This is a genomic window from Sphingobium sp. SG1 (genome assembly GCF_057063145.1).
Genome location: NZ_JBVVOJ010000001.1, coordinates 41,657 through 57,866 on the forward strand (window position 1 = coordinate 41,657; position 16,210 = coordinate 57,866).

Consider the following 16,210-nt stretch of genomic DNA (forward strand, 5'->3'; position numbering starts at 1 on the left):
CTTGGCCCCTCAGGTCTTCTTATGGGGCCAAGGTGGATTAGGCGGACGAGACAGTCAAGCGGTCAGGAAATCGACCATCGCCTGGCCCATCTCCTTGCGGGTCACGGCGTTCATATGATTGCCCGGAATCTCGACATAGCGGCCGTTGGGCAGCGCATCGACCAGTTCCTGCGCAATGCCATTATCCTGATCGTCGGCGCCGCAGATCACCTCGGTCGGCTGCTGGAAGCCGGCAATGATCGCCTCGTCGGTATCGACGAAGGTATTGAGGATATGCAGCATCGCCACCGGGTCGCCCTTGGTGGTCTTGAGGAACACCTCGGTCATCCATTCCGACGTGCCGCGCTCGAACGTGCCGAGATTGGTCAGCACCTTCTTGTAATAGCCACCCTTGTCGAGCGTCTTCGTAAGCCCCCGCAGGCCCATGCCGGCCAGGATCACCCGGCGCGGGGTCGCGCCGCGCGCCAGCATCCGCACGGTCGTGCGCGCGCCCAGCGAATAACCGCCCAGATCATAGTCGGTGAGCCCCATCTGCTCGACCAGCGCGAGATTGTCGTCGGTCAGCGCATCGGCCGGATAGGCGGCTGGATCGTGCGGCTTGCCGCTTTCACCATGACCGCGCAGGTCCGGCATGATCAGGCGGAAACCCGCCTCCACCAGCTTGGCGGCATGGCCGTAACGAATCCAGTTGGTCCAGGCGTTGGAAAAATAGCCATGGATGAGCACCAGATCGCGCCCCTGTCCCACGACATGCACCGCGATCGGCAGGCCGCCCAGGCCCTTGATATCATGGCGTTCGATCTGCAGGTCGGTCATTGTGCTGGTCCTTCGGGGCTTGGGGCCTCGCCGATAGGATCTCCGCCGCGCCCGCGCAAGAGCGCGATCAGGGCAAGGGCGCTGCCGATCTGGGCGGCGGCCATGTCCTTCTGCGGATCCCAGACATCGCCCTGCTGGCCATTATAATAATCGGCGGTCTCGCCGGCGGCGATCACTGTCAGCAGCCATTCGAATATCTCGTAAAGCGCGCTGCCGAGGCCGATCGCGGTAAAGGCGAAGGCCAGGCTCCAGCCACGGCGCAGGTCACCCTTGCGTCGCGCAACCTCCGCCACCGGCGCCGTCAGCAATGCCCCAAAGGCGAAATGGACGAGCCGGTCATAGGCATTGCGGCGAAGTCCCAGGAGGCTGGAAATATCATGACCGCTGAGCATCCGCGCCCAGTCGTCATAGGGCACATAGGAATAGATCCAGCGCGCGCCGAAGGTGTGGAGCAGCAGGAACAGCCAGATGCAGCCGACCGATCCGGTCGAGAGCGGCCAGCGCCGCAGCAGCCAGGGCGTGGCAAACGTCAGCAGCAACGTCGGCCCATGCTGCAGCGGCGCGAGATCGGGAAAGGGCTGCGCGACATTGGCCAGCCCGATCGCCACCAGCAAGATAGTGATCATCCGGCGCTGCGCAGCGGGAAGGGACTTCCACGTCGCGACAGCGCCAGAGATCATCTTCGGGCTCAGCCCTTCTTGAGGTGGCGACGGCCCAGCAGTTCGGCGATCTGCACTGCGTTCAGCGCTGCGCCCTTGCGCAGATTGTCGCTGACGCACCACAGGTTGATGCCGTTCTCGATGGTCGAATCCTCACGCACGCGGCTGATGAAGGTCGCGAAATCGCCGACGCATTCGATCGGCGTGATGTAACCGCCATCCTCGCGCTTATCGACCAGCATGATGCCCGGTGCCTCACGCAGGATGTCCTGCGCTTCCTTGGCCGAAATCTCATTCTCGAACTCGATGTTGATCGCTTCGCTATGACCGACGAACACCGGCACGCGCACGCAGGTCGCGGTCAGCTTGATCTTGGGATCAAGGATCTTCTTGGTTTCCGCGACCATCTTCCATTCTTCCTTGGTCGAACCATCGTCCAGGAAGACGTCGATGTGCGGGATCACGTTGAAGGCGATCTGCTTGGTGAACTTCTTCGGCTCGGCCGGATCGCCGACGAAGATGTTCCGCGACTGCTCGAACAGCTCGTCCATGCCTTCCTTACCCGCGCCCGACACCGACTGGTAGGTGGCGACGACGACGCGCTTGATCTTGGCGGCGTCATGCAAGGGCTTCAGCGCCACGACCATCTGCGCGGTCGAGCAGTTGGGGTTGGCGATGATGTTCTTCTTCACATAGCCATCGATCGCGTCCGGGTTCACCTCGGGCACGATCAGCGGCACGTCCGGGTCCATGCGATAGAGCGACGAATTGTCGATCACGACGCAGCCGGCAGCCGCCGCCTTGGGCGCATATTGGGCGGTCGGGCCGGAGCCGGCCGCGAACAGGGCGATGTCCCAGCCGGTGAAATCGAAATGTTCAATATTTTTGCATTTGAGTGTCTTGCCGGTGTCACCGAAATCAATTTCGGTGCCCTGCGACCGGGGCGATGCAACCGCCGCGATCTCGTCAATCGGGAATTCGCGTTCGGCGAGAATGGTCAGCATCTCGCGGCCCACATTACCGGTGGCACCAACGACGACGACCTTATAACCCATGACTTAACACTCCACTCCATGCAGTATTGCGGGGTGGCGCATAGCGCAGTGGCGCGATTTGTCCAGAAAGAAGGGCTATTGCCAGCGATAGTCACGGGGTGGGAGGTGGCGTCAGCACGGCCGACGCCACCCATCCGTTACTCTCTAAGCCCAGCCTTCACTTGGCCGGATCGACACCCTGATCGCGCAGGAAATTCTCGATCGTGGTCCACAGATGAACACCGATCTTCGGCCCGCCGACGCGGTGTGTCTGCCCCGGATAGACCATCAGTTCGAACGGCACGGCCGCGCCCTGCATCCTGGCCATCAACGCAGTCGAATTATCGAACACGACATTGTCGTCCGACATGCCGTGGATCAGCAGCAGCGGATCCTTGATCTTCACCGCATCATCGACCGCATCGGAGCCCGGATAGGCGCTCGGCTTGTCCTGCGGCTGGCCCAGATAGCGTTCGGTATAATGGGTGTCGTAAAACTCCCACTTCGTCACCGGCGCGCCCGAGACGATCGCGGCGAACGTACCCGGCGCCTTTTCCGCCAGCTTGAGCGACATATAGCCGCCATAGGACCAGCCATAGGTGGCGATCCGCTCGGGATCGACGAAGGGCTGGGCCTTCAGCCATTCGACGCCCTTCAGCTGATCGTCGACCTCGACGGTGCCCATGGCGCGATGGATCTGGTCCTCGAACGCCTTGCCGCGATCGGGCGTGCCGCGATTGTCGATCGAGAAGACGATCCAGCCCCGGTCGACCAGATACTGGTTGAGCGCACCGCTCCAAGTATTGGTCACCTGGCGCCCGGCACCCGGACCGCCATAATGGATCATGAAGACAGGATAGCGCTTGCCCGGCTGCATCGGCGGGGTCAGCATCTTGGTGTAGAGGGTGCTGCCATCGGCCGCCTTGACGGTGCCGAAAACGGTCCTGGCGTGGCTCGCCAGATAGGGCGCATAGGGATGATCGCCCTTCAGCGCATTTTCCGAAATCCACTGCACCTGCTTGCCGCTGCTATCGGCCAGATAGACCTGCTTGGGCTGATCGGCATTCTGGCGGGTGACGACGATCCGGCTCGCCGCGCCATCCATCACCGCGTCGTTCCACCAGCCCTTGGCTGTCAGCGCCTTGAGCGGGCCGGCCTTGGCCAGCGATGCGACATAGAGCTGCTGTTCCAGCGGCGTGTCGCGATTGCCGGTGAAATAGACCAGGCCCTTGCCCTCATCCACGCCAACGATATCGCGTACTTCCCATTCGCCGCTGGTCAGCGCGGTCCATTTGCCGCCCCGCACATGATAGAGGTGGCCATGGCCGGTCTTTTCCGACCACCACAGGAAACTGCCATCGCTCAGCGGCGTGAAATTATTGCTGAGGTTGATCCAGCTTTTCGACGTTTCGGTGAGGACGATCTTCGCCTTGCCGGTCGCCGGATCGACCGCAAGCAGGTCAAGCCGCTGCTGGTTGCGGCTTTCGCGCTGGACATAGAGGGTCTTGCCATCCTTCGACCAGTCGACACGGGCGAGATAGACGTTCTTGTCCGCGCCGAGATCGACCTGCACCTGGCCCGAACCGTCCGCCTTCATGACGAAAAGGTCGACGATCGCATTGGGCGTGCCGGCTGCGGGATAGCGCTGCTGATAGACCTTGGTGCCCTCCCCGCCAATCGCGGTGCGGGTGACGATGCCGACCGGGCTTTCATCAACCCGCGCGACCGCGATCATCGCGTCGGTCGGTGACCACCAATAGCCGGTGCGCCGATCCATTTCCTCCTGCGCGACGAATTCCGACACGCCCCAGCTGACCGTATCGCTGGCGCCCTGGGTCAGTTGCTTCTCGCTGCCGGTCATCGGCTGCACGAACAAATTGCCGCCACGCACGAAGGACAGGAAACCGCCCTTGGGGCTGACCACGCCGTTGAGTTCGCCATCCGGCGTGTCGGTGAGGCGGGTGACCTTACCATCGAGCGCGGCAAGATAGAGATCGCCGTCGACCGGAACCAGGATGGTCTTGCCATCGGGCGACCAGTCATAGCTGGTGATGCCGGTACTGCCAGCGACCGAGCGGTCGCGTTCGCGCTGCATCTTTTCCGCTTCGCTCAGTTCCGCGCCGCTGCCGGTCTTCTTCGAATCCACCAGCATGCGTTCGGCGCCGGTTGCGGTGTCGATCGCCCACAGGTCGAGCCGCTCCTTCTCATCGGCGCGCGGCTTGAGCAGGGTCACCAGCTTGCCGTCGGGCGAGAGCTTGAGAGCACGCGGCTGCGGACCGGCAAGGTCGGGGCTTGCGAACACCCGCTCCAGCGTCAGCTTTTGCTGCGCCTGCGCGGCTGTGACGGGAAACAGCAGCAAGGCGCCCAACGCAGCGCCGGCCTTCAGATATGGGGACATGCTCATCCTTTCGGGGCAGCACCCGATCGGGCGCCACAGTATCGGCCGGGCTTAGCGCGATGCGACGGAAAAGATCAATCGGTTGGAAGAATATGTCCTCCTTCCACGGGAGCCTCTGACACTCAGACCAGTCCATTCCGCACTTGCCATTTGCGCGCGATCACCGGCCAGTCGGCAAAGGGCTGGGCCGGGTCGCCGCGCAGGCCGACGCCATGGCTGCCTTCGTCGAACAGATGCATGTCGATCGCGCCCTGCGCCGCGCGCACTGCGCCGAACAGTGTCAGCGACTGGTCGACCGGTACGGTGCGGTCATGGACCGAATGGAACAGGATCATCGGCGGCGTGGTCGACGCCACGATCTTGTCCAGCGAATAGGCGGTAATCTGGGCGTCGGTCGGATTGTCGCCGATCAGCGACCTTCGGCTCCCGCCATTGGTGGCGCCGGCCATCGTCACCACCGGATAGAGCAGGATCGCCCCGTCCGGCCGGGCCGACAGATGGTCCGCACTTTCCGCCATCGGATAGATGCGGTCATTGGGCCGCATGCACAGGCTTCCGGCCAGATGGCCGCCGGCCGATCCGCCCAGCACCAGCACCCGCTGCGGATCGACGGTCCAGCCGCCGCTGCGCCCGGCCCGGATCAGCCGCATCGCCCGCTGCGCATCCTGCAACGCGACATCGGCGCCCGCTGCCCAGCGGTCGGCCGGCAGGCGATAGCGCAGGACGAAGGCATGGATACCCATGTCGGCCATCCAGCGCGCGCATTCATAGCCTTCCCGATCGATGCCGACCCGCGAATAGCCGCCGCCCGGTATGATCAGCACCGCCGCGCCCGTCGGCTTGGCCGCCGCGAACCAGGACAGGGTCGGCCGCGTCACATGGATGCCGACGCGGTAGCGATAGCCCAGCGTGTCGATCTGGTCGTCCACCACTTCGGTGATGGCCGGTATCTTGCCGCCCGGCACGCCATCGGGCCAGAGCGGGATGATCTGCGTCGGCTCGTCGGTGGCCGCGGAAAAGCGGCCGAACAACGGTGAACTTGCCACCGCCGCCAGAAATTCGCGTCGACTGCCGATCATCCCGTCTCCCTTTCAGTTCGTGACCTGCGTCAGATAGATGCTGCCGGTGGTGCTGTTCACATCGGTCGGCGCGACGCCATAAATGATATCGGTGTCGGCCGAGAGCGGCACCGTGGCAAGCCGGGTTATCGCCTTGCCGGGCGCGAGGTCGGTAATCGTCCAGCCCGACGCCGTCGATGTCTTCAGCCCCTGGCGCAGCCCTTCGCCGGTGGTAGCGAAATAGACGCGGACCTGCGCCGCCGTGCGCGATATGCCCAGCGCCGCGGGCACATTGTTGCTGGCCGTGTAGATTTTTTCCCGGCTGGTCCAGCCGGTGCCGCTCCAGCGCACGCGCCAGACGTCGAAATTGGCGTCCCCGCTGCCGTCGGTCGGGCGATAGCGATAGGCGATTGTCGGCTGGTTATAATCGTCGAGCGCCAGCTTGGCGCTCTGCAGCCCCTTGAGCGTCTGGTTGGTGGTGAAGACCTCGCCCGACTGAAGCGGCAGGAAGAAGAGCTTGGCATTGGCGAGGCCCACCGGCAGTGTCGCCGCCGTGCCATCGGCATAGCTCCAGCCGCCGCCGGTCGGCGAATAGCGCAGATAGCTGCCATAATGGCGCAGCGACCGGGGCAGCGACTTGGCCCATTCCCACAGCAGATGAACGCTGCCGTCGCTGCCGAATGTCATGTCGTCGGGATAGACGACCGCGTCATTGGCGGCGGCAAAGGTGCCGACATGGCTCCAACTGCCACTGCTGCCAGACATCGCCCAGCGGAACAGTTCGCCTTCGCCATCATAGGTCGCCGCATCATAGCTGCGGATCATCAGATAGACGTCACCATTGGGCGCCCGCTTGGCGACCGGATAGGTATAGAGGCCGGTAGCGGGGATATCGGTCTGGCGGCTGAAGCTCATGCCACCGGGCGCATCGGCGCGGAAATAGCGCATGCCATCCGACAGATTGTGCATGTCTGCCCAGACATGCAGCACGCCCGCGCCGTCGACCGCGATGGTCGGCTGCTTGTGGCCGATATCGTCCGCCTCGGTCCACACTGTGCCATCGGGATTGCGCAGCACGGCGAAGGTCCAGGTGCCACTACTGTCGCGCTTGCCGATCTTGACCTCATGGCTACCGGCCGCGCCGGAGGCTGGCGGACTGTCGAAGGCGACATAGAGCGTGCCGTCGGGGGCCAGCGCAATCGGTACCCACCAGGCCGCCTGGTTGGAGGAATCCGCGTCGCGCGGCACCCGTTCGACGGTGATGCTGGCGGCGAGCGCGGCGGCCATCGGCTCCTCCGCCGTCGCCTGGAGCGGGCTGCCCAGACTGACCCAGTTGGCGACGGCGCTGGTCGATCCCGTGCCGTCGCCCGTCGTCGTCGCATCGCTCAGTAGCAGCGCGGCCGACGCCGTTCCGGCAAGGGCCAGTCCCCCTGCCAGTCCATAGAAACGCTTCATCTTCCTCTCCCACTTGTTGTTATGCGTGGACGAGTTGGCCTTCCCGGTTGGATCGGCGCGCGCTGCGCAGCGCCAGGAAGGCAAGCAGAAAGGCGATCGGGTGGAGCAGCGCCATCAGCAGGAAGCTGCGTTCGAACGCGCCGCCCGCGACAAGCTGGCCGACCAATTGCGTGGAGAGCAGACCGCCAAGCCCGCTGCCCGCCGCCACCACGCCGAACACGGTGGCGACGATGCGGGTGGGATAGAGATCGACGATCAGCGTGCTGATATTGATCTGGAACACCAGATGGGCGAAGGCCACGGCCGAGGCGAGCGCGAACAGGACCGGCAGGGCCGGATGGCTGGCCGCGATCGCGCCCAGCGGCGCCACCAGCGCGGCGGCCCCCATCACGATGATGCGGCTGGTTGCCGGTGCCACGCCGCGCGCGATCAACCGGCTGGAGAAGAAGCCGCCGCCGATGCTGCCAAGGTCGGCCGCGAGATAGACGATCCACGCCATGGAGGCGACCGCGATCAGGGTCAGGCCATAGATATCGGTCAGATATTTGGGGAACCAGAAGAGGTAGAAATACCAGACCGGATCGGCGACCGCGCGGGCACCGGCGAGCAGCCAGACCGACCGGTCGCGCAGGATGCGGCCCCACAGCGCCCCCTCGCTGATCCGCTCATCCTTGGCTTCCGGCGTGCTGCGCGGATAGACGATCAGCCAGACGACCAGCCAGACAAGCCCCGCCGCACCGGTGGCGATGAACGCCGCGCGCCAGCCGAAATGCAGCGCGATGCCGGCGATCAGCGGTGGCGCCAGCGTCGCGCCGATCATCGCGCCGGCCGTATAGATGCCGAGCGCTATACCCCGTTCCTTGGGCGGAAAATGTTCCGAAACCGCCTTGGGCCCGGCGGTGTAATTGCCGGCCTCTCCCAGCCCCAACGCGAAACGCGCTGCGCCTAGCTCCCCTGCCGACCGGACGAAGCCGGTCAGCAGGTTCGCCAGCGACCACCAGCCCACGAACAGCGCCAAAGACAGGCGCGTGCCCAGCCAGTCGGTCACCCGGCCGGCCATCAGATAGGCGAAGGTATAGGCAATCAGGAAAGCCTGGACGACGCGCGCATAGGCGATGTCATCCATATGCAGGTCTTGCTGCACCGTCGTCGCCAGGATCGAAAGCGCCTGCCGGTCGAGATAGTTGATCACGGTCGAGGCGAACAGCATCGCCAGGATCGCCCATCTGATCTTGCGGGCCTTCCCCTCGATCATGCGGCGGCGGCCTCTATGCGCGTGGCGATCGCCGACAGGCCGGCAAGCGCGGTGCCGTCGCCCGCCGCCTTCTCGGTCGCGATCCCCAGCCGGTCGCAGACCCGGCAATAGAGATTGACCAGCAGTTCCGCGCCGACCAGGACGATCGTCTCCACCGCCATGCCGCGCGCGCGATGGGCGGCGACCGCGTCGCGGACCTCCGCACCGATCATCAATCCAGACAGGAAGGATGGCGCGGCGTCGCTGGTCAGTTCCCCCATCAGGATGCGACTGCGCAGCGCGAACAATCCATGCTCGATCGCCAAGGTCGGATCATCGACCACCAGCCCGGCTCCGACATCGAAGGCGGCGATGTCGGTCGGCGCGGCCGGATCATAGGGTTTTGCCAGCGACCGACCGAGCAGGCCATAGGCAAGCAGCAACTCGCGCATTTCCCCCTGCATAGAGGTGACGAAATCCAGCACCGTCCGTCCCCGCGTCCGCACCCATTTGGCGTGGGTGCCCGACAGGCAGATCAGCCGTTCGGCATCATCGTCCGCCACGCCCGCCAGCCAGCCGAACAATTGCACTTCCTCGCCGCGCATCACATCGGGCTGGCCGAACATGTTGCGGCAGGACAGGCCCGGCACGATCGCGATAGGGCATCCCGCCGCCTCGAACCGCAGCAGAGCCCCGGCCATCGCCTCCGGTCCGGCCGGGCAAGGCAGATAGGCTGCCTCACGCCAACCGATGGTCGACCCGATCATGCCCGACAACAGCACCGGCATCGGACCATGACGATCGATCCAGTCGCCTGCCGCCGCGCGGAAGGCGGTTTCATGATCGGCCACATCCTTGGCGCCCTCGCCACGCACCGTCTCGACCGGGATCAGCCGCCCCTCCTCCACCCGGCACAGGTGAAGGCGCATGTTGCTCGATCCCCAATCGCCCGCGATCAGCATAGTCATCCCGTCCTCAGAACTTGAAGTTGGCGCCGATGGCGAAGCGGCGGCCCTGCTCGGCATAGAGGGCGATCGCTTCGGGCGCGCCGGTATAGCGAATCTGCTTCTCGTTGGTCAGGTTGCCGGCCTCGGCATAGATACCGAAGGCGCCAAAATCATAGCGGATCGATGCGTCGATCGTCTCATAGGGCTTGAAGAAGGAGCCTTCGCCGCCCGCCGTCACACTGTCGAGGTAGCCCGAGCGATAATTATAGGCGACGCGCAGGCCGAACCCGTCCTTTTCATAATAGCCGACCAGATTGGCATTATGCTTGGACAGCCCTTCCAGCGGCAGGGTAGCGCCGGTGCGGGCATTCACGAACGGCGTGCTGCTGTCGATATAGCTGTAGTTCGCCAGAATGCCGAAGCCACTGGCAAAGCCATCCAGGAAGTTGAACGGCAACTGCAGCATCACTTCCGCGCCCTTGAGCTTGCCGCCCTCGCCATTGACCTTGCGGGTGACCAGGAATTGCTGGGTCTCGCCCGGCACATCCTCGAAGGTCGAGCGGGTGGTCAGGAAGGAGCCGATATCCTTGTAGAAAAGGCCGACCGTCAGCGCCGAACCCTGCCGGAAATACCATTCCAGCGACACGTCATACTGATCCGCCCGGAAGGGTTTGAGGTTCGGATTGCCGCCGGTCCCGGTATAGACGATGCGGTTGAGCAGCAGGCCAGGGCTCAGATCCTGCGAGTCCGGCAGGCCGACGACCTTGGCCGCACCGACACGGGCCACCAGCTTGTCGGTCAGGTCGAATTTCAGCACCGCGCTCGGCAACCAGTCCTCATAGGAGGGCGAGGCAGTGACCGGCTGGAACGTCCCGTCGGCGCGGCGCAGCGCGGATACCGCATCGCGATCGGTGCGGGTGTAACGCAGGCCGATATTGCCGGAGAAGGGAATGCTGCCCAGGTCACCCTTCAGATTGAGCTTCACATAGCCCGCCTTGGTGACTTCATCGAGCTTGTAGGAGGCGGTGGGGTCCAGCACGCGCGGTGTGCAACTGCCCAATATTGCCTCGCAGGCAAAGTCCGCGCCGGTGCCAAACGGATTGCCGACCAGATAGGATTGGGCGAAGGGCGCCTTGCCACCGAGCAGATCGGGGAAGCTGCCGACCTCATAGAGCGCCGCATCCCGATCGGTCAGGCGGACCGAGGAGGTGAGCTGTGACAGCAGCGAATTGCGCGCGGTCTTGAGCTTGGCGATACGGCCGCCGACCTCGAAGGAGTCGAGCACGCCGCTTTCGATCGCATAGCGCAGGTCAACCCGGCCGGCATATTCCTTCGCATTGGATTCAAAGCGGTTATCGAAGAAGTTGGAATAATTGTAGAGCGACGGATCGAGCAGGTCGACGCCCGACGGCAGGGTCAGTTGCGGCACGCCGCCACCGGTGAAATCGAACGAGGTCAGATAGGATGCCCGCGTCTGGGTGCGGACATAGGTCTGGTTGTAATTGAGCTGGGCGTCCGAATAGCTGCCCTCCGCCTTGATCGTCCACGGCCCCTTCTCATAACGCAGGTTGAGCGCGCTGGAGAGCGAGTCATCCTTGATCGTCAGCCGCTCGTCATTGCCCTGCAGCGGCCGGCGGACCGTGCCCGCGACCAGCACCTCATTGGGCGAGAAGCTGTAGTCGACATAGTCCGCGCCATTGCTGGTCAGCGCGACGGCGAACCAGTTGCGGCGACGCTTGGCCTTGCCGGCGGCATAGACGGTGTCCAGCGACAGCTCCAGTTCGTCGGTCGGCCGCCATTGCAGTACGACATTGGCGCCCAGTCGCTTGCGGCGTTCGCGCAGCCGCTGATAGCGGAGGTCGGCAATATAGGTGCCGGCCAGGCCGTCGCCATTGGGATCATTGTCGGCCACGCCATCGCCATTGGGGTCGAACGCGCCGGTCAGCGGCAGGAAGCCGGCGAAGCTGTTGAAGCTGTCTTCCTGGATCGGCCGGTCGGACGCGGTCACATTCACCAGCACGCCGAACCGGTCATCGAAATTGCGCGAATAGAGCAGCGAACCGCTGACACCCTTGCGGTCGAGCATGTCGGCATAGCTGCCCTCGATCCGGCCGGCGACCATCGTGTTCGGCGCGTCGAGCGGCTTGCGGGTGATGATGTTGACCGTGCCGCCCAGCGACCCGTCAATCTGGTCGGCCGACAGCAGCTTGGTGACTTCCAGGCGGCTGATCAGTTCGGCGGGATAAAGCGACAGCGGATTGAAATCGGCATCGGCCGGCACACCGGGACCACGACCAAAGGGGCTGACCAGCGACCGGCCATTCACCTCGGTCCGGTTCTGACGCAGGCCGCGGATCGACACGCTGGTGCCATCGCCCAGCGAGCGGCGGATCTGCACGCCCGACACGCGCTGGAGCGATTCCGCGATATTCTGGTCGGGCAGCTTGCCGACATCCTCGGCCACGATCGAGTCAACGAAGGTGACAGCCTGGCGCTTGGTCTCGATGCCCTTGCTCAGGCTCTGGCGAATGCCGGTGACGACGATATCGGCGACCGCGCCGTCCGCCGCCTGGGCGGGCTGCGGCTCTGCGGTGTCCTGGGCGGCTACGATCGTCGGAAACGCAGCCGTGGTGGCCAGTACCAACAGGCTCGCGCATTTTGCTACCTTGCGCATCTTCATCCCCTCCTGTGCGAGCATTGTGCTTCTGAGAGAGAAATTGTTGCACAATTAGCGACGTGTCAATCCCGAAATCTGAAATTTGTTGCTTTTATATCGATCTAATTGGCCAATTTTGCGGAATAAAATCGATATGGCGGCATATTTGTATCACATGAAGCAACATTTACTCCCCGATGCGCTGCGCCGCCTCGCGCAGGGCCTCGACCAGCGGCGCCGTCGCCCCCTCGGGAATCCAGCCGGACATGGCGATGCCGGCATGGACCGGATCGCCCATCGACACGGACACGATATGATGGTCGCGCTCATCCGCCACATGGACGCGCGCATAGCCCAGCGCACGAACCTCGCTCAGCTTGGCGAGCAGGCTGTCGATGCCGTCGGGGAACATCGGAATGTCGCGCCCTTCATACAGCTCGCGCACATCGGCATCCTCCAGTTCCGCGAGCAGCGCGATCCCGATGCCGCTGGTCGTCGCGGGCAACAGGCCGATACGGCCCAGGCCGCGCGACGCTTCGATCCCCGGCGGGGCGTGGAAGAGATAGGAGACGCTGTCGTTCCACAGCACGCCCATCGCCACCGTATGACCGTAGCGGCGGAGTTGCTCCAACTCCGGCAGGGCGCGACGGATCAGGCCCGACGCGAACAGGCTCTGCGCCGCCAGCACATGCATGCCCGGCCCGGCGGTATATTTGCGGTTCGCGGTCTGACGCGCGATGCCCAGATAGGCGAGCGTCTTGAGTAACCGGTTGATCTTGGTCGGATCGGAATCCAGTTGCCGCGCCAGTTCGCGACAGCCGATCGGCTCGGGCGAGGAAGCGAGCGCCTGAAGCGTGGTGATCCCATCGATCAGGCTCTGGTTGGGCTGGGCGTTGATTTTCGTGCGCATGGCCGTTTCTAGCGTCCGACCATGGCGTTTAGCCAGCCCAGATCTTTCATTGCCGCCCCCGCGTTACATGGTTCCAGAAGGCCGCGTTCGGCGCCACCCCCAACCCCGGCCCTTCGGGCAAGGCAAAGGCGCCGGCCGTGCAGGACAGGCGCCCGTCGAGCAATTGCGCCGAACGCGGCAGGATCGAATGCTGATATTCATGATAGGGCAGGTCGCGCACCGCTGCGGCGGCATGCAGGCTGGCCGCCGCGAAGATGCCGACGCCGATGGTCGCATGCGGCATCACCCGGATATGATGCGCCTCCGCCAGCCGGGCGATACGCATGAACTGGGTGATGCCGGTATGCCCCATTTCGGGCTGCACGATCGATACCGCGCGCGCTTCCAGTCTTGGCCGGGCATCGAACACGCTGCGCCATTCCTCGCCCGCCGCGATCGGCGTCGCGACGCGGGCGGCGACATCGGCCAGCCCCGCCACATCCTCGGGCTTGACCGGCGCCTCGGCGAAATAAAGGTCATGCGGTTCCAGCCGGCGGATGAGCGCCACTGCCTCGGCCGCCGAATACATCCAGTGAAGATCCACCATCAGCTTGACGTCCGGGCCGATCGCCGCGCGCAAGGCCCGCGCCTCCGCCTCGATCCCGTCGAAGCTGACCACGCCGGCGAACTTGATCGCGTCGAACCCCTGGTCGACGAAGCGCTTCGCCAGCGCGCAGCGCGCCTCCAATGTCGGTTCGGGCAGGCCGGAGACATAGGCTGGAATGGTCTCGCGCCGCTGGCCGCCCAGCATGCGGCAGAGCGGCAGGTCGACGGCGCGGGCATGAATGTCCCACAGGGCGATGTCGACCGCAGCCATCGCGTCCAGCCAGAAACCGCCCTGATAGCCGCGCACCCGCATCAGGTCGTAAAGATCTTCCCAGATCACCTCGACATCATGGGCCGATCGGCCGACCAGGATCGGCGCGATGACATCGTCGACCAGTTCGTGGATCGCCCCCGGCGCGACCAGGCCATAGGTCTCGCCCCAGCCGACCAGTCCCGACCGACTGGTGACACGCACCACCACCGATCGGTCGACCGTCGGATAGATGGTGCCATTGCGGCGCCGGACGATATAGCCGGCCGCGTTGACTTCCTCGCCCGGCCCCAATGCGCCCAGATAGGGCACATCGCGAGGTATGGTGACGGTGAAGACGTCCAGCCGCTCGATCACATCATCCATCGCGCCCATATCCTTCAGCCCTGCACCACGCCGATACCGGTCCAATCGTCGATCCGCGCAAGGATGCGGTCAAGCTCGCGCTGGTCGCCCTCGTCCAGTTCCGGGCCGGGCGCGCGGGTGAAGGCGTCTACGATCAGGCCGCGGCGGCGCAACACTTCCTTGGTCAGGCGCCAGCGGAACACTGCCTGCATCATCAGCAGCGGCAGCATCCGTTCATAATGGGTGCGTACCGCGTCGCCGTCGCCGGCCAGATGGGCGGCCATCAGCGCGACATGCGCTTCGGGCAGTTCGGCCGCCGGCATGGTGCCGATCGCGCCGCGCGCCAGTTCGTCGGTGATGTAACGTCCACCGGCACCGCCGAACACGCCCAGCAGATGATCGGGCGCGGCGGCGCGGATCGCACTGATCCGCTGGCCGCAAGGCATATTCTCTTCCTTGACCCAGTGGATGGCGGGGACGGCACCGACGACGGCGATGACATCTTCTGCGCTCAGGCCCGCCCCCATCGGCCGGGGCGCGTTCTGCAGCATCAGTGGAAGGCCGGCCTCGCCAAGCTTGCGGTAATGGGCGGCCAGCGCGTCATTGTCGCCGGCCAGCACGCCCGGCGTCATCACCATCGCGCCAGCGGCCCCCGCTTCCTTGCCCGCACGGATCAGCGCCAGGCTTTCTTCGATATCGGGGCTGGACGCGCCGATGATGAAGCCGATGCGGCCATCGATGCGCGCGGCGATCCGGGTAATGAGGCCGATCCGCTCGTCGAGCGAGAGCATGTCATATTCGCTGGCGAGGCCCGGAAAGACTGCGCCGTCGACACCGCAATCGACGACGAAATCGACAATCGCATCCATGCCGCTATCGTCGATAGCGCCCGACGCGTCGAACGGCGTGGGCAGAACCGGATATACGCCACTGACCTTCATGGAACCCCTTCCTCTCCTGTTTCCGTTTTAATTATCGCTCATTTAGCAACACGTCAATCTGACATTATCAGAATTATGCCATTGCGAGCACATCTCTAGATGATATGTTGCTTTTATAAATACGAATGGAGAAGATATGCCCCGCCTGTCCGGTAAGATCGCCCTCGTCACCGGTGCCGCCGGCGGCATCGGCGCGGCCATTTGCGTCCGCTTCAAGGCGGAGGGCGCCCATGTCGTCGCGATGGACCGGATCGCCCCCGATGCGGGGGACGAGGCGTGGGTCTGCGACCTGGCGGACGACGCCGGCATTGCGCAGGGCGCGGCCGACCTGTTGGCACGGCTTGGGCCGACGGACATCATCGTCCATGCCGGCGCCGCGACCGAACAGGCGGACATCTTCGCCTCCTCACCGCAAGCCTTCAATGCGATCTATGACGTGAATGTCGGTGGCGCGGTCCGCCTGGTCCAGGCTTTCGCACCCGCCATGCAGGACGCGGGCCGGGGCAATTTCGTCTTCATTTCCTCGATCAATGCCCGCATGGGCGCGCCCAGCCTTGCCGCCTATGCCGCATCGAAGGGCGGCCTCGAAACCTTCATGAAGGGCTTTGCGCTGGACGTCGCGGCCGACGGCCTGCGCGCCAATTGCGTCGCCCCGGCCTCGATCGACACGGCAATGCTGCGCGCCTCCTTCGACCAACAGCCCGATCCGGCCGCCGCGCTGGCCGCCAATATCCTGCGCCATCCACTCGGCCGGCTCGGCACGGTCGAGGATGTTGCCAATCTGGTGCTGTTCCTCGCGTCGGATGAAGCCGCCTGGATCACCGGCGGCGTGTTCCCGGTGGATGGCGGCGCGGGCATCACTCGGCGATAGGCTGAGGGACAGGGAACAGGCTGGCGATCA

General features: G+C 64.5%; 13 protein-coding genes. 1 reads left to right on the top strand and 12 read right to left on the bottom strand.

Annotated features, from left to right (window positions below):
* Window positions 1-54: 54 nt before the first annotated feature.
* From AC0KVN_RS00180 to AC0KVN_RS00235, 12 genes are all read right to left on the bottom strand, one after another.
* Complete coding sequence (locus AC0KVN_RS00180; protein ID WP_435567530.1) at window positions 55-816, bottom strand: alpha/beta fold hydrolase; 762 nt, start codon at window positions 814-816, stop codon at window positions 55-57.
* Window positions 813-1,496 carry a DUF2238 domain-containing protein gene (locus tag AC0KVN_RS00185; protein WP_435567529.1) on the bottom strand — a complete coding sequence of 228 codons (684 nt, stop codon included), beginning with the start codon at window positions 1,494-1,496 and terminating at the stop codon, window positions 813-815. The genes AC0KVN_RS00180 and AC0KVN_RS00185 overlap by 4 nt, the downstream gene beginning before the upstream one ends.
* 8 nt (window positions 1,497-1,504) lie before the next feature.
* Entirely contained in the window at window positions 1,505-2,530 is a 1,026-nt protein-coding gene (locus AC0KVN_RS00190) for an aspartate-semialdehyde dehydrogenase (RefSeq protein ID WP_435567528.1), read from the bottom strand.
* 157 nt (window positions 2,531-2,687) lie between these two features.
* On the bottom strand, window positions 2,688-4,907 hold the full coding sequence (locus AC0KVN_RS00195; protein WP_483655203.1) for a S9 family peptidase: 2,220 nt from the start codon (window positions 4,905-4,907) through the stop codon (window positions 2,688-2,690).
* A gap of 122 nt (window positions 4,908-5,029) precedes the next feature.
* Window positions 5,030-5,986 (bottom strand): alpha/beta hydrolase, encoded by a 957-nt coding sequence (locus AC0KVN_RS00200; RefSeq protein ID WP_435567526.1) that lies wholly within the window; start codon window positions 5,984-5,986, stop codon window positions 5,030-5,032.
* A gap of 12 nt (window positions 5,987-5,998) precedes the next feature.
* Entirely contained in the window at window positions 5,999-7,420 is a 1,422-nt protein-coding gene (locus AC0KVN_RS00205; RefSeq protein ID WP_435567525.1) for a BNR-4 repeat-containing protein, read from the bottom strand.
* Between the two features lie 19 nt (window positions 7,421-7,439).
* A complete protein-coding gene (locus AC0KVN_RS00210) occupies window positions 7,440-8,675 on the bottom strand; it encodes an MFS transporter (protein ID WP_435567524.1) in 1,236 nt (411 codons plus the stop codon).
* Window positions 8,672-9,622, bottom strand: a complete 951-nt coding sequence (locus AC0KVN_RS00215) for a 2-dehydro-3-deoxygalactonokinase (protein WP_483655204.1) — start codon at window positions 9,620-9,622, stop codon at window positions 8,672-8,674. Before AC0KVN_RS00215 ends, AC0KVN_RS00210 begins: the two co-directional genes overlap by 4 nt.
* Window positions 9,623-9,629: 7 nt before the next feature.
* Window positions 9,630-12,281, bottom strand: a complete 2,652-nt coding sequence (locus tag AC0KVN_RS00220) for a TonB-dependent receptor (protein ID WP_435567522.1) — start codon at window positions 12,279-12,281, stop codon at window positions 9,630-9,632.
* A gap of 163 nt (window positions 12,282-12,444) precedes the next feature.
* Entirely contained in the window at window positions 12,445-13,167 is a 723-nt protein-coding gene (locus AC0KVN_RS00225; RefSeq protein ID WP_004207194.1) for an IclR family transcriptional regulator, read from the bottom strand.
* 46 nt (window positions 13,168-13,213) lie between these two features.
* Complete coding sequence (locus AC0KVN_RS00230) at window positions 13,214-14,434, bottom strand: mandelate racemase/muconate lactonizing enzyme family protein (protein ID WP_483655205.1); 1,221 nt, start codon at window positions 14,432-14,434, stop codon at window positions 13,214-13,216.
* Window positions 14,404-15,309, bottom strand: coding sequence for a dihydrodipicolinate synthase family protein (locus AC0KVN_RS00235; protein ID WP_435567520.1), 906 nt, complete (start codon window positions 15,307-15,309; stop codon window positions 14,404-14,406). The genes AC0KVN_RS00230 and AC0KVN_RS00235 overlap by 31 nt, the downstream gene beginning before the upstream one ends.
* 136 nt (window positions 15,310-15,445) lie before the next feature.
* Here AC0KVN_RS00235 and AC0KVN_RS00240 point away from each other — a divergent pair, with 136 nt between their 5' ends.
* Window positions 15,446-16,180, top strand: a complete 735-nt coding sequence (locus tag AC0KVN_RS00240; RefSeq protein WP_435567519.1) for an SDR family NAD(P)-dependent oxidoreductase — start codon at window positions 15,446-15,448, stop codon at window positions 16,178-16,180.
* Window positions 16,181-16,210 lie beyond the last annotated feature (30 nt).